The sequence below is a fragment of the Micromonospora sp. DT15 genome (assembly GCF_049841475.1).
Taxonomy (GTDB): domain Bacteria; phylum Actinomycetota; class Actinomycetes; order Mycobacteriales; family Micromonosporaceae; genus Micromonospora.
The window spans coordinates 204,080-223,417 of record NZ_JBNCKJ010000013.1; the positions used below are offsets into that span (position 1 = coordinate 204,080).

The 19,338-nt window shown below is 72.3% G+C and carries 14 protein-coding genes; 9 read left to right on the forward strand and 5 right to left on the reverse strand.

From position 1 onward, the window contains the following. Positions 1-104: 104 nt before the first annotated feature. From ACLQ3F_RS26660 to ACLQ3F_RS26670, 3 genes are all read right to left on the reverse strand, one after another. The gene (locus ACLQ3F_RS26660; RefSeq protein WP_425852084.1) at positions 105-1,298 is read right to left on the reverse strand and encodes a hypothetical protein; all 1,194 of its coding nucleotides are present in this window, start codon (positions 1,296-1,298) and stop codon (positions 105-107) included. Next, a complete protein-coding gene (locus ACLQ3F_RS26665; protein WP_357260229.1) occupies positions 1,295-1,843 on the reverse strand; it encodes a SigE family RNA polymerase sigma factor in 549 nt (182 codons plus the stop codon). Before ACLQ3F_RS26665 ends, ACLQ3F_RS26660 begins: the two co-directional genes overlap by 4 nt. Before the next feature lie 70 nt (positions 1,844-1,913). Continuing rightward, positions 1,914-2,495, reverse strand: a complete 582-nt coding sequence (locus ACLQ3F_RS26670) for a TetR family transcriptional regulator (protein ID WP_357194738.1) — start codon at positions 2,493-2,495, stop codon at positions 1,914-1,916. A 106-nt stretch (positions 2,496-2,601) separates the two neighbouring features. On the opposite strand from ACLQ3F_RS26670, the gene ACLQ3F_RS26675 reads away from it, so the two are divergent. Beyond that, the gene (locus ACLQ3F_RS26675) at positions 2,602-3,759 is read left to right on the forward strand and encodes an FAD-dependent oxidoreductase (protein ID WP_425852086.1); all 1,158 of its coding nucleotides are present in this window, start codon (positions 2,602-2,604) and stop codon (positions 3,757-3,759) included. On the opposite strand, the gene ACLQ3F_RS26680 is transcribed toward ACLQ3F_RS26675, so the two are convergent. Continuing rightward, positions 3,756-4,988, reverse strand: coding sequence for an MFS transporter (locus tag ACLQ3F_RS26680; RefSeq protein ID WP_425852088.1), 1,233 nt, complete (start codon positions 4,986-4,988; stop codon positions 3,756-3,758). The two genes, ACLQ3F_RS26675 and ACLQ3F_RS26680, sit on opposite strands and share 4 nt — an antisense overlap. A gap of 120 nt (positions 4,989-5,108) precedes the next feature. Between ACLQ3F_RS26680 and ACLQ3F_RS26685 the strand changes: the two genes are divergently transcribed. The 5 genes from ACLQ3F_RS26685 (at position 5,109) to ACLQ3F_RS26705 (ending at position 12,960) form a co-directional block, all read left to right on the forward strand. Beyond that, positions 5,109-6,896 (forward strand): HSP90 family protein, encoded by a 1,788-nt coding sequence (locus ACLQ3F_RS26685; RefSeq protein ID WP_425852089.1) that lies wholly within the window; start codon positions 5,109-5,111, stop codon positions 6,894-6,896. Between the two features lie 2 nt (positions 6,897-6,898). Further along, positions 6,899-9,784, forward strand: coding sequence for a hypothetical protein (locus ACLQ3F_RS26690; protein ID WP_425852090.1), 2,886 nt, complete (start codon positions 6,899-6,901; stop codon positions 9,782-9,784). 104 nt (positions 9,785-9,888) lie between these two features. Next, complete coding sequence (locus tag ACLQ3F_RS26695) at positions 9,889-10,488, forward strand: TetR/AcrR family transcriptional regulator (protein WP_238669677.1); 600 nt, start codon at positions 9,889-9,891, stop codon at positions 10,486-10,488. Between the two features lie 71 nt (positions 10,489-10,559). Next, positions 10,560-11,897: an acetyl-CoA carboxylase biotin carboxylase subunit gene (locus tag ACLQ3F_RS26700; protein WP_425852091.1), complete on the forward strand. Its 1,338-nt coding sequence runs from the start codon at positions 10,560-10,562 to the stop codon at positions 11,895-11,897. A gap of 142 nt (positions 11,898-12,039) precedes the next feature. Continuing rightward, positions 12,040-12,960 (forward strand): hydroxymethylglutaryl-CoA lyase, encoded by a 921-nt coding sequence (locus ACLQ3F_RS26705; protein WP_425852092.1) that lies wholly within the window; start codon positions 12,040-12,042, stop codon positions 12,958-12,960. A 57-nt stretch (positions 12,961-13,017) separates the two neighbouring features. Here the strand turns inward: ACLQ3F_RS26705 and ACLQ3F_RS26710 are convergent, their stop codons facing one another. Beyond that, positions 13,018-13,578 (reverse strand): snapalysin family zinc-dependent metalloprotease, encoded by a 561-nt coding sequence (locus tag ACLQ3F_RS26710; protein WP_357194758.1) that lies wholly within the window; start codon positions 13,576-13,578, stop codon positions 13,018-13,020. 168 nt (positions 13,579-13,746) lie between these two features. Here ACLQ3F_RS26710 and ACLQ3F_RS26715 point away from each other — a divergent pair, with 168 nt between their 5' ends. The 3 genes from ACLQ3F_RS26715 to ACLQ3F_RS26725 all read left to right on the forward strand — a co-directional run bounded on the left by ACLQ3F_RS26715 (position 13,747) and on the right by ACLQ3F_RS26725 (position 19,291). Further along, positions 13,747-15,279 (forward strand): acyl-CoA carboxylase subunit beta, encoded by a 1,533-nt coding sequence (locus ACLQ3F_RS26715; protein WP_425852094.1) that lies wholly within the window; start codon positions 13,747-13,749, stop codon positions 15,277-15,279. 78 nt (positions 15,280-15,357) lie between these two features. Then, positions 15,358-16,506, forward strand: coding sequence for an acyl-CoA dehydrogenase family protein (locus ACLQ3F_RS26720; RefSeq protein ID WP_357360887.1), 1,149 nt, complete (start codon positions 15,358-15,360; stop codon positions 16,504-16,506). A 133-nt stretch (positions 16,507-16,639) separates the two neighbouring features. Continuing rightward, a complete protein-coding gene (locus tag ACLQ3F_RS26725; RefSeq protein WP_425852095.1) occupies positions 16,640-19,291 on the forward strand; it encodes an ATP-binding protein in 2,652 nt (883 codons plus the stop codon). The last annotated feature ends 47 nt before the right edge of the window (positions 19,292-19,338 follow it).

Sequence of the window (19,338 nt, forward strand, 5' to 3'; positions counted from 1 at the left end):
TCGTGTGATCGACTCGGGTTCCCTGATGTCGGGCTGTCCCCTTCGCTGGGACACCGCGGTATCCATGAACCCGAGTCGATCACGTCGAGGCGACGCGACCCTCGTCAGCTGGCCAGCACGATCACGCCGCGCAGGTCGCGGACGATTCCGGTGATCTCGCCGGTCTCCGGATACCAGCGCGCCAGGGCGGCCGGTTCCAGTCGGAGCAGCACCGCGCCCCTGTTGTCCCAGCCCAGCACCTCGCAGCAGCCCTTGCCGCGCTCCCGGCCCAGGTCGAGCAGGTGGAGCACGGCGCCGGTCCGCGCGTCCAGCACCGCCGCTCCCTCGGCGCCACTGATCTCGCCGCTGGTGATCCAGGCTGCCCGGGCCAGCCGCTCGCCGTGCAGCCAGCCCCGGCCGTAGAACTCGTTGACCTGGTAGGGCGACGGCAACGCCGAGGCGTTGATCGGCTGTTCTGAGCGGATTTCGCCCTCCCGGGCGGTCCGGCTGCGGAGCTTCAGGCCGGTCCCCTCGCCGTACATGTCGATCAACGGGGCCTCGCGGCCGGCGGCCGGGTCGGGCGCGATCAACTCCCAGGTCGAGACGTCGATCGTGCTGGCCGCCCCGGTGGCGAGGTCCACCGCGTACGTCCGGTCGTCGCCCCCGACCAGCACCCGGTCGTGCGCCCACACCACCTGCTCCAGGTAGCCGTCGAGCGGTATCCGGCGGACGGCCGCCGTGGTGAGGTCGATCATGATCAGCTCTTTGGTCTGCGCGAACGCGGCCGACCGGCCGTCCGGCGACAGCACTCCCGGCTTGAGGGCCGCTGCCTCGTTGCCGCTCGCGTCCCGGGTGGGTGCCAGCGGCACCACGTCGAGGCTGCGCACCACGCCGTCGTTGCCGAGCACCCGGACCGGGCCGTCCTCGCGACCCTCCTCGTCAAGCGGCTGGAACAGTGCCAGTGCCCGCTGGACCGGTCGCTCGGAGAGCGGCACCGTCGCCGGGGCACCGAGCTTCGCCAACGGATCGGGCGGGTAGGTCAGGTCTGCGGGCGGTCGCTGCACCGGACCACCGTGGGTGGGATCGGCGGTCGGGGTCACCGTCGGGCCGACCGGTGGAACCGGCGCCCGATCGGCGGGCGGTCGTAGCGCCGCGACAGTGCCACCGCCGACAAGGAGCACGGCCAGGGCGACCACTCCGACGGCCCGCCGGTTACGCCGGGTACGCCGAGCCCGCTCCCATCCGGCGGCGGCCGGCTGGCTGGGGAGCACGTCCTCGACGCTGACGGTCAGCAGTTGGCGCAGTTCCTGCTCGTTCACGGGTTCACCTCCAAGCCGCTGGCCAGATCGGCCGAGCCCTGGCTCGGTCGGGCATCGCGGGCGAGGTCCGGGGCGACCTCGCGGAGTCGGCGCAGCGCCGCGTGGCACTGGCTCTTCACGGTGCCGACGGTCACCCCGAGCGCCTCGGCGGTGGCGACCTCGGTCAGATCCTCGTAGTAACGCAACACCAGCACGGCCCGCTGCCGTGGTGGCAGCAGGCCCAGCGCGTCGTGCATCGTCAGCCGTAACGCGCCGTCACGGTCGTGGGCTACCTGGTCCGGCGGTGCGGCGCTGAGCCATTCCCGCCGTCGGCGACGCCACCACGACACCGAGTCGCGATAGAGGATGGCCCGCACGTACGCGGAGGGGTCGCCGTTGCGGACCGAGGACCAGCGCAGCGCCAGCTTCAGCAGCGCGTCCTGGAGGAGGTCCTCGGCCTGATGCTGGTTGCCGCAGATCAGGTAGGCCGCGCGGAGCAGCCGGTGCTGGTGGTTCTCCACGAAGGCGAGGTAGCCGTCGCGTCCGTCGTCCTTCGGCGGCGCCATCCGCCCCCCTCCCGGCCGTCGCGCTGTACGCGTCAACTGGCAGACGCACGGGAGGTGGGAAAAGGTTGGGTCAGCCCGGTGGCGTTCCGGTCAGGTAGCGCTGGAGCGTCGGCGCGATCCAGGAGACCAGGTCGTCCGGCGGGGTGTCCACCATGGGCGGCAGGCGGACGATGTACCGGGTGAAGGCGAGGCCGAGGATCTGGCTGGCCACCAGGCCGGCCCGTCGGGCGGTCAGCGCCGGGTCGCCGCCGAACGTGGCCACGGCTGCGGTGAGCTGGTCGGCGAAGATGCCGCGCATGCGTTCGGCCGCGCCGGGGTTGGTGCTGGCGGCGCGCAGCAGCGCCACCAGGGTCTCGTCGCCCTCCCAGCGGGCGAGGAAGTGCCGGACCAGCACCTCACCGAGTCGAGCGGGCGGCACCGAGGTCAGGTCGGGCAGGCGGAGGTCGAACTCGGCCGCCGCCGCGAACAGCCCCTCCTTGCTGCCGTAGTAGCGCATCACCATCGATGGGTCGATCTGGGCGTCGGCGGCGATGGCCCGGATCGTGGCGCGCTCGTAACCGTCCGCCGCGAACCGTTCCCGGGCCGCTCGCAGGATCGCCGCCCTGGTGGTGTCGGAGCGTCGGGGCGGGGTCGACTGGGCGGACTGGGTCATGCCAACGACCGTAGGCCAACAAGTGTTGACACGCAATCGGGCGGGCCCTAGCGTTGCCAACAAGTGTTTGCCAACACGTGTTGGCAGCGGTCTTCTGGAGGTGGCAATGCTGCCCACGAGCACCGACGTCCTGGTGGTGGGCGCCGGCCCCACCGGTCTCGCCACCGCGTTGACGCTGGCAAGGCGCGGCGTCGAGGTGACAGTGCTGGACCGGTTGGCCGCGCCGCCGACGACCTCCCGCGCCGCCGTCGTGCACGCGTACACCCTGGAGGTGCTGGACCGGATCGACGCCGCGGCGCCGCTGATCGCCCAGGCGGTGCGGACGCCGCGCTTCACGGTGCGCGACCGGGACCGGGTGCTGCTGTCGGTGCCGTTCCACGAGTTGCCGTCCCGCTTCCCCTACGCGCTGCTGGTCTCCCAGTCGGTCACCGAGGCCGTGCTCACCGAGAAGTTGGCTGAACGCGGTGTCCAGGTACGACGGCCGTGCCAGCTCACCGGGCTGAGCCGCGCCGGTGACGGCATGCTCGCGCAGGTCGACGGGGCGGCGCTGCGGGCGCGGTTCGTGGTCGGCGCGGATGGCCTGCACAGCACGGTCCGACAGTTGGCCGGCATCGGCTTCACAGGCAGCAGCGACGAGGAGTCCTTCGTGCTCGCCGACGTGCGGGTGCGCAGCGTGCTGCCCCGCGACGAGGCGGCGCTCTTCCTCGCCCGCCCCGGGCCGCTGGTCTGGGCGCCGCTGCCCGGCGGGGTGGTCCGGCTGGTCGCCGCCGTGGCGGACGCCCCGCCCGAACCGGACGCGACCTACCTCCAGGCGCTGCTCGACGAGCGCGGCCCGGCGCGACGACCCGACCGGGTGACCGAGGTGCTCTGGGGCTCCCGGTTCCGGGTGCACCACCGGATCGCCGACACCTTCCGAGTCGGACCGGTGCTGCTGGCCGGCGATGCCGGGCACGTGCACAGCCCGGCCGGCGGGCAGGGCATGAACCTCGGGATCTGCGACGCGGTGGCACTCGGCACCGCAGTGGCGGACGTGCTCGACGGCGGTCGGGAGACGCTGCTCGACGACTACACCGCCCGGCAGCGGCCGATGGCCGAGGACGTGCTGAGCTTCGCCGCCGGGCTGACCAGGATGGCCGGTGTCTCCCCGGCTCGTCGGCCCGCCCGGGACGTGCTGCTCCGGCTGCTCGGTGCCGTTCCACCGGCCCGCCGACGCATCGCGCTGCGCCTGTCCGGGCTGTCGCACCGGGAGCGGACGCCGGGCTAACCCGCGCCGCTCGACACGGCGGACACGGCGGACACGGCCGGTCGCAGTGTCCGCCACGCGGCGACGGTGACCAGCGCGAACGTCGCCGCCGCAGCGCCCGCCACCGGCGCCGTGCCGTACGACGCGGCGGCCAACCCGGCGAGCGCCGCCCCGAGCGGTGCGGTGAGCAGACCGACCATCCTCTGGGCGGCACCGACCCGGCCCAGCAGTTCGCTCGGCACCTGCCGCTGCCCGTACGACGCCCACAGGCTGTTCCACACCACAGTGCCGGCGGCGAAGACGGCCAGCGCGATCCCGCCCGACACCGGATGCCGAGCAAGCGCGAAGCCGGTCAGCGCCACGGTCTCCACGGCCAGCACCGCCCGCAGCGCCGGCACCGTGCCGAGTCGGGCGGCGAGCCGTCCCGCCCCGAGCGCCCCCGCCACGCCCCCGACGATGGCTGCGGCGGCGAACAGCCCGTACCCGGCCGGTGGCACCCGGAGCACGTCCAGCGCGTAGAGCACCAACACCGCCATGATTCCGCTGATCGCCAGGTTGCTCGCGGCGGTGAGCACTGTGACCCGCCACAGGGTCGGGTGCGCCACCAACCACCGCAGCCCTTCGACGATCTCGCCCCACACCGAGCCGCGCCGCCGTGCCATTCCCGGGGTGCTGGCGGGAGGCGCACCGAGGGCCAGCACGAGCAGGGCGGCCGCCGCGAATGTGACGGCGTCGACTGCGAACGGAAGCGCCGGGGCGACGGCGAACAGGACACCGGCGGCGGGCGCCCCGAGGAAGCCACCGGCCACCGCCGACCCCGCCTGGAGCCGACCGTTCGCCCGGGGCAGCGCGTCCGGTGGCACCAGCGCGGGGAGCAGCGCGAACGACGCGGAGTCGAAGAGAGTGCCCAACGTGGCGAGCAGAAACGCCACCACCAGCAGCACCAGCACGCTGACCCGGTCGAGCGCGACCACCACGGCCAGCGCCGCCACCACTGCCGCGCGTACCCCGTCGACCACCGCCATCGTCCGACGGCGGTCCCAGCGGTCCGCGTACACGCCGCCGAGCAGGCCGAAGAGCAGCGGCGGCAACTGCCCGGCCACGGTGACCGCCGCGATGATCCGCGGATCACGGGTCACTGTCGCGGCCAGCAGGGCCAGCGCCGGGGTACGCAGCGCGTCCCCGAACCGGGACGAGACGGCCGCGGACCACAGGAGCTGGAAGTCCCGGCCCAGAGCGGAGGAAGTCATGCCGGCGACCGTGCCGGTTCGACCGGGTCGAGGGTCAAGCCGCCGGGCGGAGAGGGGACCGCGCCGGTCGGTGATCATGGGTACGGTGAGCGCCGATATCGGGACGGGGAGACAACAGGCGTGGATCACACTTTCCAGGTCGACCTACGTGGCGTGGTTGACCTGCTCAGTCATCACCTCTACGGCAGCCCGCGGGTCTACGTCCGTGAGCTGCTCCAGAACGCGGTGGACGCGATCACCGCCCGCCGCAGGACCGAACCGGACGCGCCGGCGCTGGTACGCATCGAACCCCCGGACAGCACCGGCGACGGCATCCTGCGGGTGCACGACACCGGCATCGGCCTGACCGAGGCGCAGGTGCACGAGCTGCTGGCCACCATCGGCCGCAGCTCGAAGCGCGACGAGCTCGGCTTCTCCCGGCACGAGTTCCTCGGCCAGTTCGGCATCGGTCTGCTCTCCTGCTTCCTGGTGGCCGACGAGATCCAGGTGCTCACCCGGCACGGCGACGAGCCCACGGTTCGCTGGACCGGGTACGCCGACGGCCGCTACGCGGTGACGGTGGCCCCGCCGGAAGCCGCTCGTGCCGAGCCGGGCACCACCGTCACGCTGGTGCCCCGCCGCGACGCGGACCAGTGGTTCACCACCGCGACCGTCACCGACCTGGCCCGGCTGTTCGGCGCGCTGCTGCCGGTCACCGTCCGCGTCGGCGACGTCGTCACCACCGCCGGGGAGCCGCCCTGGCCGACCACGCCGGGTGCGCCGCTGGACCGCGCGGCGCTGATCGAGTACGCCCGGGAGACGCTCGGCGTGGACCCGTTCGACGTCCTGCCGCTGGCCGTGCCGGAGGCCGGGCTGACCGGTGTCGCCGTCATCCTGCCGACGCCGGTGAACCCGGCGGCCCGGGCCGGGCACCGCGTCTACCTCAAGCGGATGCTGCTCACCGAGAACGCCGACGGGCTGCTGCCGGAGTGGGCGTTCTTCGCGCACTGCGTGGTGGACGCGACCGAGCTGCGCCCGACCGCCAGCCGGGAGGCCCTCTACGAGGACACCCTGCTGACGGCGACCCGGGAGGCACTCGGCGACCAGGTGCGCGGCTGGCTGGTCCGGTTGGCCCGGCACGACCCGCACCGGCTGGCCGAGTTCCTCCAGGTGCATCACCTCGGCGTGAAGGCCCTGGCGCTGCACGACGACGAGATGCTCCGCCTGGTCGACCGGTGGTGGCCCATGGACACCAACGTCGGCACGCTCACCCTCGCCGAGTTCCGGGAGCGCTACGGAGTGGTCCGCTACGCGGCCAGCCTGGACGAGTTCCGTCAACTGGCCGCTGTCGCCGCCGCGCAGGACCTGGCGGTGGTCAACGCCGGCTACACGTACGACACCGAGCTGATCGAGCGGCTGCCGGTGGTGGACCGCTCGGTGCTCATCGAGCGCCTGGAGCCGAGTGACCTCACCACCCGGTTCGACGCGCTCGACCCGCAGGTGGAGTTGGCGTTGCGACAGTTCCTCGCGGCGGCGCAGCGGGCCGTCGAGCGTTCCGGCTGCGAGGTGGTCATCCGGGCGTACGACCCGGTTTCCCTGCCCGCGCTCTACCTGGTCAGCCGGTCGGCGGCGTTCAACGACCAGCTCGCGGCCAGCCGGGACCGGGCCGACGAGCTGTGGGGCGGAGTGCTCGACGCGCTCGCCGCCACCGCCCCGCCGGACCGTCCGCAGTTGGTGCTCAACCACCGCAACCCGCTGGTACGACGGGTGACCATGCTGAGCGACCCGGAGCTGGTCGGTCTGGCCATCGAGGCGCTGTACGGGCAGGCGCTGCTGCTCGGCCACCATCCGATCCGCGCCGCCGACGCGGCGTTGCTGAACGATTCCTTCCTCGGCCTGCTCGGCCGGGCTGTCCCGGGACGGGAGTGAGCATGAGCGACGAGGATCTGTGGCGGGTGCTTCGCGGCATCGCCGACATGCCGTACGGGGCGGGGCAGATCGCCGCCCTGGAGCAGTTGCTGCGCCGGGTGGACGCCGCCGACGACCGGCACCTCGCGTTCGTCACCCGGATGCAGGCCACCACCGGCTACATCTACGGCGGCGAGCCGGCCAAGTCCTTCGTGACCTTCTCCTGGTGCCTGTCCGAGTTCGACAGCGACCCGCAGCCGTACCACCTGGGGCACCTGCACAACCTGCTCTGGCACTTCAAGTACATGATCAACGGCCTGCTGAACTTCCCGGAGGTGCCGCTCGACCGCACGTACGCCGTGCTGGACGACATGGAACGCCGCTACCGGGCCGGCGGGCACAGCCTCCAGGCCGTGCACAAGCACCGGTTCCGGGTCGCCGACCACGTGGGTGACGTCGAGGCCGCGGCGCACTGGTACCGCCTCTGGCAGACCACCCCGCGCGACGCCCTGTCCGACTGCGCCGGTTGTGACCCCACGAGCCAGGTGGGCTACCTCGCCGACACCGGGCGGGACGTCGAGGCGGTGGAGCTGGCCGAGCCGGTGCTCGCCGGCCGGCTCAACTGCAACGAGCAGCCGCAGTCGATCCTCACCGCGCTGCTCCTGCCGTACCTGCGGACCGGGCGGGTCGAAGAGGCGCGGGACGCGCACCGGGAGGCGTACCGCCGGCAGCGCGGCAACCTCGCCAACCTGTGGGACATCGCGGACCACGTCGAGTTCTGCACGCTGACCGGCAACGAGGCGCGAGCGATCGAGCTGGTCGAGCGGCACCTGGACTGGCTGGACCGGCCGCCGTCACCGGCCGCCGCCATGCACTTCTCGGCGGCGGCCGCCGCGGCGCTGCGTCAGGCCGGCCCGTCGGCCGTGTACCGCCGGGCCTCCGAGGGCCGGCCGGCCGCCGAGGTGTCGGCGGCCTCGTTGGCGGACGAGCTGGCCGAAACCGCTGCCGGTCTGGCCGCCCGCTTCGACGCCCGTAACGGCACGAGCCACCAGTCGGAGTGGATCGCCAGTCGGCTTGCCGTGCAGGCGAGCGGCGAGCATGTGCCGCTGTCCGCGAGCGTCCGCCGCCGTCCGGCCCGACCGGTCGGCGACGAGACGGCCGGCGCGGCGGGGACACCGGCGTCGTCCGCGGACCGGGCCCGGCGGGTGCGAACCGGCAGGGCTGAACCACAGGTCGTGACAGTGCCCGGAGACGCCGGCCCGGACGACCTGCTGGACCTCGCGGAGCAGAGCTGGGGCCGGCACGACCGGGGCACCTTCCGGGCGGCGCTGGTTGCCTTCGACGACCGGTTCGGCTCCGCCGAGCTGCCCGCCCGCACGTCCGCGCACCGGCTGGCCCTGCGCGCGTCGGAGCGTGGCGACGAGGACGACATCGAGGGTGCGATCACGCTGAATCGGGCAGCGTTGGAGCTGTACCGGGAGGTGGGCGAAGACGTGGCGGCCCAGACGGTCGCCGGGCGACTCGGCGTGCTGTTGACCCGGGCCGACGAGGACACCGAGGAGGGCCTGCTGCTGACCCGGGAGGCGGCCGACGTCCTGGACCGGCTCGGCGACGCCCAGCAGCGGGCGGCCGGCCACGACCGGGTGGCGTTGGCGCTGCTGCACCGCGAACGTTGGGCGGACGCGCTCGCCGCCCTCGACCGGGTGCCGGCCGACGCGGGCGGCGATCGGCACCTGACCGCCCGGATCGCACTGCACCGGGGGCACCTGCTGGAGCAGTTGGACCGCGTCGACGAGGCCCGCGCCGCCGTCGACGAGGCACGCCGGATCGGCCGGGAGTTGGGTGTCGGCGAGGTGGTCACCGGTGCCTGCCTGGCGTACGCGCGGCTGGTCGACGATCCGGCGGACGCCGTGGCCGCCTGCGACGAGGCGTTGGAGGCGGCACCGGCGGACGCGGAGCTGCCGGTCCGGGTCGCCCGCGCCCGGGCGTTGCTGGCGGCCGGCCAGGCTGCGGACGCGGTCGACGACTTCGTCGAGGCGGTGACGCTGTGCGTGGAGCGGGGCGCCGAGGGGGACGCGTTCCTGCGGTGGGAGCTGGCGAACGCGTACCGGATGGTGGGCCGGCTCGCCGAGGCCGCCGAGGTCGCCGAGGAGGCCGTGCTCGGTCTGGACCGGTTGGGCGCTCAGGCGGAGACCGACCGCTGCCGGCACCTGCTGGCCGGCGTCTACGCCGGACTTGGTGAGATCGATCCCGCGTTGGCGCTGTTGGAACAGTTGGCCGGCAATCTGGACGGACCGGACAACCTCCCGCACCGGGCGCAGGTTCTGGAGGAGGCTGGGGGGATCCTCTACGACGCAGACCGGGACGCGGCGGCGGGCGAGCGGTTCGCCGCCGCGGCCGAGGCGTACCGGCTCGGTGACCTGCCGCTCGACGAGCTGCGTGCCCGGCGACGGGAGACGTACGCCTGGTTCTGGGCCGACGACCGGGACGCGGCGTTGCGCACCGTCGAGGTGATGGACGCGTTGGCGGCGAAGCTGGCCGGGCAGGCCGAACCGCCGGTGCTGTACGAGCTGGCACTGGCGGCCGAGGCCGGAGCGCGGGTGCTCACCGGCGAGGACCGCCCGGACGAGGCCCTGGACCGGCTCACCGGGGTGCCGGACCGGTTGCGCTCGATCGAGGCGTTCGGCGAGGCCGCCCAGGTGGAGGCCCTGATCGGTGAGTTGCTGCTGCGCCTGGACCGGCCGGCCGAGGCGGAGCCGCTGCTGCGCCGCGTACTCGGCGGGTTGCCGGCCGCCTCGCGGCAGGTCCGCCAGACGGCCTGGCTGCTGGCTCGGGTGTTGGATCTGCTCGATCGGCCCACGGAAGCCGCGGCGCTGCGCGCCGAACACGACCTGGACGAGGACGACTGACCTCGCCGGCCGCCCCTGGCCAGGTCAGGGGCGGCCCGGCCCGGGATGGACGGACGGGACTGACCGGCAACCATCGCGGGCTCCTCGCGGTCTAGGCTTGTCCGGTGACGGTGGAGCAGCAGGCACGGGGTGCGGCGGGCGCGGGCCGGCGCAGGTCCCGCAAGGACGAGATCCTGGAGATCGCGGTAGGTCTGTTCGCGGCGCGTGGCTATCACGGCGTCTCGATGGACGACATCGGCGCGGCCGCCGGGGTCACCGGTCCGGCGCTCTACCACCACTTCGCCGGCAAGGAAGCCATGCTGGCCGCCGCGCTGATTCCCGTCAGTGAGGGGTTGCTGGCCGGTGGGCGGGAACGCGCCGTCGGGCGCTCGGACGACCCGCGCGGCGTGCTGGAGTCGCTGATCGACTTCCACGTCGAGTTCGCGCTGGCCAACCCGGCGGTGATCGCGTTGCACCTGCACGAGCTGGACCGCCTGCCCGAGGAGCCGCGGCGGCGGATCCGTCGCCTGCAACGGCTCTACGTCGAGGAGTGGGTGACAGTGCTCACCGCGCTGCACCCGGGGATGCCCGACGGTGAGGCCCGGGTGCTCGCGCACGCCGCGTTCGGCCTGATGAACTCGACGCCGTTCCTCGGTGGTGAGGTGGACCGGCGACGCCGCGCGGAGCTGCTGCGCGGGGCGACACTGGCCGCGCTGCTCGCCTGAGCCGACTCGTCAGAACCGTGCCGGTCATGATTCCCTGACATCGTCCCACCATCCGGACGCCGGGAGGAAACATGATCGAGTCACTGCTGGTCGCCAATCGGGGCGAGATCGCCCGCCGGATCATCCGGACCGCCAAGCGGCTCGGCATCCGCGTGATCGCGGTGCACTCGGAGGCCGACGCCGACCTGCCGTTCGTCGCGGAGGCGGACGAGGCGGTCCTCATCGGCCCACCGAACCCGGCGCTGAGCTACCGCAACACCGAGGCGATCCTCGCCGCCGCGAAGTCGACGGGCGCGCAGGCGATCCACCCCGGGTACGGCTTCCTGTCGGAGAACGCCGATTTCGCCCGTACCGTCGAGGCGAGCGGCCTGATCTGGGTCGGACCCGACGCGGACGCGATCACCGCGATGGGCGACAAGATCAATGCCCGGAACCTGATGGCGGCGGCCGGCGTTCCGGTCGCGCCGGGCACCGCCGACCCGGCCGCCGACCTGGACGCTGCGGTGACGGCCGCGGCCGAGATCGGCTACCCGGTGATGGTCAAGGCCGCCGCCGGCGGTGGCGGCATGGGCATGGGCGTGGCGGTCGACGAGGCCGCGCTACGCACCGAGTACGACAAGGTGCGCGCGTTCGCCGAGCGGATGTTCGGCGACGGCTCGGTGTTGATCGAGCGGTACTTTCCCCGGGTACGGCACGTCGAGGTGCAGATCCTCGGCCTGGCCGACGGCCGGGTTGTGGCGCTCGGCGAGCGGGAGTGCTCGGTGCAGCGGCGCAACCAGAAGTTGGTCGAGGAGTCCCCGTCGCCCGCTGTCTCGCCGGAGCTGCGATCCCGGCTCCTGGCGGCGGCGGTGCGGGCCGGCGAGGCGGTCGGCTACCGCAACGCGGGCACCGTGGAGTGCTTGTTCGACCCGGCCACCGGCGAGTTCTTCTTTCTTGAGATGAACACGCGCTTGCAGGTGGAGCACCCGGTGACCGAGTACGTGTACGGCATCGACCTGGTCGAGGAGCAGTTGCGGGTGGCCTCCGGGTTGGCGCCGACGTTCGACCCGGACGCGTTGACCCCGAGTGGGCACGCCATCGAGATGCGGATCAACGCGGAGGACCCGAAGCGCTTCCTGCCCGGCCCGGGTGTGATCAGGACGTGGGTGGAGCCGACGGGTGAGGGTGTCCGGGTGGACTCCGGCTACACCGAGGGCAACACGGTCACCCCGTTCTACGACAGCCTGCTGGCCAAGCTGATCGTCAGCGGCGCGACCCGCGACGAGGTGCTCGATCGCGCGAAGGCAGCCGTCGCGGCGTTCCAGATCGAGGGCCCGAAGAACAACGTCCCCTTCTTCACCGAGTTGCTGGACAACGAGGAGTTCCGCTCCGGCGCCTACGACACGGGCATCGTCTCCCGCATGCGCTGACCCCCACCCACCACTCCCCGGTGATCAAGAGGTCTGCGTCAGGTTCCGCGCCGCAGGTGACGCAAACCTCTTGATCAACAGCGGGGTGGCATGCTGGGAGGACCCCCTAGGCACTGCTTTCGTCACAGTGAGGTGACCCCTTATGGCGGACCTGCCAGATTTCGTCTCGATCCGCGAGGTCGGGCCGCGCGACGGGTTGCAGAACGAGGACCCGATCCCGACCGACGCCAAGGTGCGGCTGCTCGACGCCCTCTCCGGCACCGGCGTACGCCGAATCGAGGCGGTGTCGTTCGTGCACCCGAGGGCGATTCCGCAGATGGCCGACGCCGACGAGGTGTGGCAGCGGGCGGTGAAGGCCGACGGGGTGCGGTACTCCGCGCTGGTGCCGAACACCCGGGGCGCCCAGCGGGCCCTGGCCGCCGGATTCACCGAGATCGAGGTGGTGGTCTCGGCCAGTGACACGCACAACCGGCGCAACGTCAACCGGTCCACTGACGAGTCGTTGGACGACATCGCCGAGCTGATCGACCTGCTGCACGGCGCGTCGGCGCGGGTCGAGGTGATCGTGGCGACCAGCTTCGGCTGCCCGTACGAGGGGGACATCGATCCGCAGCGGGTGGCCGGGATCGTGGACCGGGTAGTCCGCGACGGCGCGGACCGGGTCGCGTTCGGCGACACCACCGGCATGGGCACCCCACGTCGGGTCCGTGAGCTGCTGACCGCGGTACGCGACGGCAACGCGCACGTGCCGGTCCTGCTGCACTTCCACAACACCCGGGGTACGGCGCTGGCCAACCTGCTGACCGCGCTGGAGCTGGGGGTGACCGAGTTCGACGCGAGCGTCGGTGGCCTCGGTGGCTGCCCGTACGCGCCGGGGGCGAGCGGCAACCTGGCCACCGAGGAGGCCGTGCACATGCTGCACGACATGGGCATCGACACCGGCATCGACCTGCCGGCGCTCATCGAGGTGGCGGAGTTGGCCGAGGCGTTGCTCGGCAAGAAGCTGCCGTCGGGTGTGTTGCGGGCCGGTCCGCGTACCCGGCTGACGCCGCTGCCGAGCTGAGGACGCGACGGAGGGGCCGGCGCACGCGCCGGCCCCTCCGTTTTTTGGCGGGTTCGGTCAGTTCACCGTGGTGAGCGCGCTCGGCCAGCTGTCGCGGAAGATGTCCGCGCTGCGGTCGGTGGCGCTGAACGTGCCGGCGAAGAGGCTGCTGACCCGGTTCGCCTCGGCGGTGCTCGGGTAGGCGTTGGTGCAGCTGGTGCCGGCGCTGCCGCCGGACATCAGCAGCGAGCAGTTCCCGTTGTAGTTGTCCGGCAGGCCGAGGATGTGCCCGATCTCGTGGGTCATGATCCGCAGCACGCTGTACTGGGCGGCCTGCTGGGTGTCGATGTAGACCCGGCCGTTGCCGAGGCTGGTCCGCTGGGCGTACGAGCCGCCGCCGGTGATCCGGTAGATGCGCAGGTTGGAGCCGCAGTTGGCGGAGAGTGTCAGGTTGACTGTGGCGTTGTTCCAGATCGAGGCGGCCTGGTTGGCGACGCTGGCGTAGCTGCCCGCCTGGCTGGTGTTGTAGCAGATGGTCATGGCGGCGGACGCGGGCGACGGGTTGGCGACCGTGATGCCGAGGGTGGCGAGTGTCGTCGCGAGCAACGCGACGGCGAGCCGGTTGAGTCGTGAGGTCATCGCTGACTCCGATCTGAAAGAAGGGGTGTCAGGAGCCTAGCGATATGTATTCACGTTTTTCAATGTCTTGCTCTCGGCTCAACTGTCTGGTTCGCTCGTAGGTCGCCGACAACCGCGCCGATGCGCTAGCCTAACGATCGTTCAGGTCAGTATGGCGGAGGAGTCGGCGTGACGCTCGACGGTGAGGCACTGGAGCAGCTGCGCAAGCGGGCCCGGTCCGGCGGCGCGGACAAGTACCACGCGGCCAACGCGGCCAAGGGCAAGCTCTTCGCCCGTGAACGGGTAGCGCTCCTGGTCGACGAGGGCTCGTTCGTCGAGGACGGCCTCTATGCCAACACGATGGCCGAAGGGCTGCCCGCCGACGGCGTGGTGACCGGCACCGCCACCATCGACGGCCGACAGGTCTGTCTGATGGCCAACGACTCCACGGTCAAGGCCGGCAGCTGGGGCGCCCGCACCGTCGAGAAGATCATCAGGATCATCGAGCGGGCGTACGGCGCCGGCGTGCCGATGGTCTACCTGGTCGACTCGGCCGGCGCCCGGATCACCGACCAGGTCGATCTCTTCCCCGGTCGGCGTGGCGCCGGCAAGATCTTCTGGAACCAGGTCCGTGCCTCCGGCTCGATCCCACAGGTCTGCGCGCTGTTCGGCCCGAGCGCCGCCGGTGGTGCGTACATCCCGGCGTTCTGCGACGTGGTGGCGCTGGTCGACGGCAACGCCAGCATGTACCTCGGCTCCGACCGGATGGTCGAGATGGTCACCGGCGAGAAGACCACCCTGGAGGCGATGGGCGGGGCGAAGGTGCACACCGCCGAATCCGGCGTGGGGCACTTCCTCTGCAAGACCGAGGCCGACGCGCTCGACGTCGTGAAGACCTACCTGTCGTACCTGCCGGCGAACTGGACGCAGACGCCGCCGACCGCACCGGCGGTCGCCGCGCCCGCGAAGGCCGACCTGGCCGCCTTGGTGCCGGCCAGTGAGCGACAGGCGTTCGACATGCGGCGGTACGTCAAGGGCCTGCTCGACGAGGGGTCGTTCTTCGAGATCCAGGCGCTCTGGGCCAAGGAGCTGACCATCGGCTTCGGCCGCCTCGACGGCCAGGTCGTCGGTGTGGTCGGCAACAACTCGATGTTCAAGGGCGGTGTGCTCTTCGTCGACTCGGCCGACAAGGCCACCCGGTTCGTGCAGCTCTGCGACGCGTTCAACGTGCCGCTGCTGTTCCTCAGCGACGTGCCCGGCTTCATGGTCGGCAGCGCGGTGGAGAAGCAGGGCATCATCCGGCACGGCGCCAAGATGATCACCGCGATCTCCGAGGCGACGGTCCCGAAGATCTGCGTGGTGGTCCGCAAGGCGTACGGCGCCGGTCTCTACGCGATGGCCGGGCCCGGGTTCGAGCCGGACGCCACGATCGCGCTGCCGACCGCGAAGATCGCCGTGATGGGCGCCGAGGCCGCCGTGAACGCGGTCTACGCCAACAAGATCGCCGCCATTGCCGACGAGGACGAGCGGGCGGCCTTCGTCGCCGCCAAGCGGGCCGAGTACGAGCAGGACATCGACGTCGTCCGGTTGGCCAGCGAGCTGGTGGTGGACGCCATCGTGGAGCCGCAGGACCTACGCACTGAGCTGGTCCGTCGATTCGCGGCGGCGCGTACCAAGGATCGGCACTTCTCCCGCCGTCGGCACGGCGTCACCCCGGTCTGACCATCGACTTGGGCCCGCACAGCGACCCGCCTTCGGCGTCACGAGCGCCGGGGCGGACCGTCCTTACAGGAGGATGAGATGGACTTCCGGCTCACCGACGAACAAGCGGCGCTGCGCGAGAGCGTGCGGGAATTCGCCCGCGAGGTGATCGCCCCGGTCATCGCCGAGCACTACGAGCAGCACACCTTCCCGTACGAGGTGGTCCGGCAGATGGGCAAGATGGGCCTGTTCGGTCTGCCCTTCGCCGAGGAACACGGCGGCATGGGCGGCGACTACTTCGCGCTCTGCCTGGCCCTGGAGGAGTTGGCCCGGGTCGACTCCAGCGTGGCCATCACCCTGGAGGCGGCGGTCTCGCTGGGCGCGATGCCGATCTACCGCTTCGGCACCGAGGAGCAGAAGGCGACCTGGCTGCCCCGGCTGCTCAGCGGTGAGGCGCTGGCCGGCTTCGGTCTCACCGAGCCCGGCACCGGCTCGGACGCCGCCGGCACGCAGACCCGGGCAGTGCTGGACGGCGACGAGTGGGTGATCAACGGCTCGAAGGCGTTCATCACCAACTCGGGTACCGACATCACCGCCATGGTCACCGTCACCGCGGTGACCGGCACGAATCCGGACGGCTCCAAGGAGCTGTCGACGATCATCGTGCCCACCGGAACGCCCGGGTTCGCCGTCGCGCCCGGCTACTCCAAGGTGGGCTGGACCGCGTCGGACACCCACGAGCTGACCTTCGACGACTGCCGGGTGCCGGCCGCCAACCTGCTCGGCGCCCGGGGTCGGGGTTTCGCGCAGTTCCTGCGGATCCTCGACGAGGGCCGGATTGCGATCGCCGCGCTCGCCGTCGGCCTCGCGCAAGGCTGTGTCGACGAGTCGATCAAGTATGCGAAGGAGCGGCACGCCTTCGGTCAGCCGATCGGCGCCAACCAGGCCATCCAGTTCAAGATCGCCGACATGGAGCTGAAGGCGCACACCGCTCGCCTGGCGTACTACGACGCCGCCGCACGGATGCTGGCCGGCGAGCCGTTCAAGCGGCAGGCCGCCATCGCCAAACTGCACGCCAGCACGATCGCCGTGGACAACGCCCGGGAGGCCACCCAGATCCACGGCGGGTACGGCTTCATGAACGAGTACCCGGTGGCCCGGTTCTGGCGGGACTCCAAGATCCTGGAGATCGGCGAGGGCACCAGCGAGGTGCAGCGGATGATCATCGCTCGGGATCTGGGCCTCTGAGCGGCCAGGCCGAGCTGATCGGCCGGTCGCCCCGGACGGGCTGTCCGTACGGCTGTCGGGTTTCGGCGAGCGGGCGTCAGTAGCCCGACGTTCGACTGCCGACGGTCGTAGTCCATCCGTACTCTTCGAGCCCATGACTCCGGATCATGAATGGTCGCGGAGCCCGGCTGGACGTACCACCTTGCCGGAGCTGCTCCGCGGGCATCGACGCGCCGCCGGCCTCACCCAGGCCGAGCTGGCGTCCCGGGCCGGGGTGGGTGTGCGGACGGTCCGTGACCTGGAGCGTGGCCGGTCGAACCGGCCACAACGCACCACTGTGGAACTGCTCGCCGGGGCACTGGCGCTGACCGGCACCAGCCGGGCGGCGTTCCTGGCCGCTGCCCGCGGGGCCGGTGCCGAACCGGCCTCGCCGGACGCCACGTCGACGGCGCTGGCGGTCGGCGGCAACGCCACGTCGGCCGCCGCCCTCGCCGACAGGTCGGTCACGCTTCCGCCGCCGGTGGAGTTGATCGGCCGGGAGCGCGACCTCACCGAGCTGGCCGAAATGCTGACCGCGGAGCGGGGACCCCGGTTGGTGAGCCTCGTCGGCTTGGCCGGCGTCGGCAAGACCGCCCTGGCGACGTCGGTGGCGCACCTGGTGGCCGCCGCTCACCCGGCCGGTGTTGCCGGGGTGCTGGTGGGCGAGGGCGCCGACGGTCCGGACGTGCTCGCCGCCTCGATGTCCGTGCTCGGCGTGGCGCGCCTGTCCGAACTCGTGGCGCTGCTCGCCGGGCGGCCGACGCTGCTGGTGATGGACGCTGTGGAGCGCGCGCCCGGCCCGGTGGCCGCGACAGTGCACCGGTTGCTCGGAGCGCTGCCCTCGCTGCGGGTGCTGGTCACCGGGCGGCACCCGGTCGGGTTGCCCGGCGAGCGGGTCTGGCCGGTCGCGCCACTCGACGTACCACCACCGGAGGCTGAGCACTCCGGACTCGAATCGTGGCCGGCTGTCGCGTTGTTCACCGCCCGGCTCGCTCAGGTCCGCCGAGAGCCGCCCACCCCCGCTGAGCTGCCGGCGCTCGCCGCGTTGGTGCGCCGGTTGGGCGGGCTGCCGTTGGCCATCGAGCTGATGGCCGCCCGGGGCCGTCTCCTCGACCTCACCGAACTGCTCGACAGGTACGGCGACCGGGTGCTCGACCTGGCCACCCCCGCGGACGCGTCCGCCCACCCGGCCTGGGACGCACCGGAGGCGCTCGGCAGCCGGACGAGCGGACCCGACACCAGTGCGGCGGTGGCGGTCGCCGTCACCCTGCGGGACGCGGTGGCGTTCAGCTACCGCCTGTTGGCGTCTGACGAACAGGCCGCGCTGCGGCAACTGGCCGTCTTCGGTAACCGCTGGTCGGTCGAGTTGGCCGAGGAGATGCTCGTCGACGAGGCCGACCGGGACGGCACCGTGGCGATCGACCCGGTTCCACTGTTGGACCGCTTCGTCGAGTTGGGGCTGCTGAGCGTACGCGGAACCGGGTCGTTCCGGTTCCGGCTGCTCGACGCGGTCCGGGACTACGCCGTCGAGCAGGCGGCCGGCGGAGGTGAGCTGACCTGCATCCGGCGTCGACACGCGGAAGTCATCGCGCGCCTGGTGGCCCGTACCGCCAGTGACCTGATCGGCCCACGGCTACCCGACGCGGTGCACCGGCTGGACGAGATGAGCAGCGACATCAGCTCGTCGTTGGCCCACGCGGCCACCGACGACCCGTTGACAGCGCTGCGGCTGGCGGCCTGCCTGACCCGCTGGTGGCGGTTCCGTGGACGCGACGTCGTCGGGCGGCAGTGGCTGCGGCGGCTGCTGGCGGACCCGCGGACCACCGACGCCGATCCTCTCCTGCGTGGCTGGGCTGCCCTCGGCGTCGCCCGGCTGGCCGCAGAGCACGGCGCCGGTGCCGAGGAGTTGTCGACGGCCCGTGCGGCGTTGGACACCTTCCGGCAGGCCGGCGACGTCACAGGGGAGTTGGAGGCGCGAAACGTGCTGGGCACCCTGCTGATCTCCGTCCGGCGGCAGGACGAGGCTCGCGAGCAGGCCGAGGCCCTGCTGCGGTTGGCCGCCCGCAACGGGCGGACCCGGGACCTGGCGGTGGCCCAGAACAGCCTCGCCTGGCACGAGATCCGGGCGGGCGATCTGGCTGCGGCCCGCCGCCGACTCGCCGCGGTGGACCGACTCGCCGCCGAGAGTGGGGAGCAGCGACTGCGGGTGCTGGGCTGGGCCAATCGAGCCGAGGTCGCCCGACTGGAGGGCTGGTACGCGGACGCCATCGACCGTGGTCGGCGAGCGATCGCTGCCCTGTCCGAGCTGGGTGATCCCGGGCGTCGCCGTCGGGTGCTCGGGACCGTCGGGCTGGCGCTCGCCCAGGACGGGCGGGCCGCGGAGGCGACAGCGGTGCTGACCGAGTTGCGCGCCGGGGGCGGGGAGGCGCTGCCGGCGCGGACCGTGCCGCGACCGCGCTCGGACGACTCGGCGCTGGTCTGGGGTGGCCCGGAGGCCGGGCTCTGTGCGCTGATCGAGGGGAACCTGGCGCTGCATCGGGGGGACCGGGAGTTGGCTGCCGAGTGGTTCGCGGCTGCCGCCGACCATGCGGGGCAGGATCGCCGCGACGTGGTGGAGGCGCTGGTGGGGCTGGCTGCGAGCACTGCGGACCCGTCGGTGCTCGATCGATTGGACCGGGTCTGTGTGGAGAGCGGCATCCGGCTGTTGCCGCAGGAGTCGGGACTGCTCTACGCGCTGATCGCCGCCCGGGGTGGACCGGCTCAGTAGCCCTGCGCTGTCCCTACGCGGATCGAGCCCTGCGCTGTCCCCGAGCG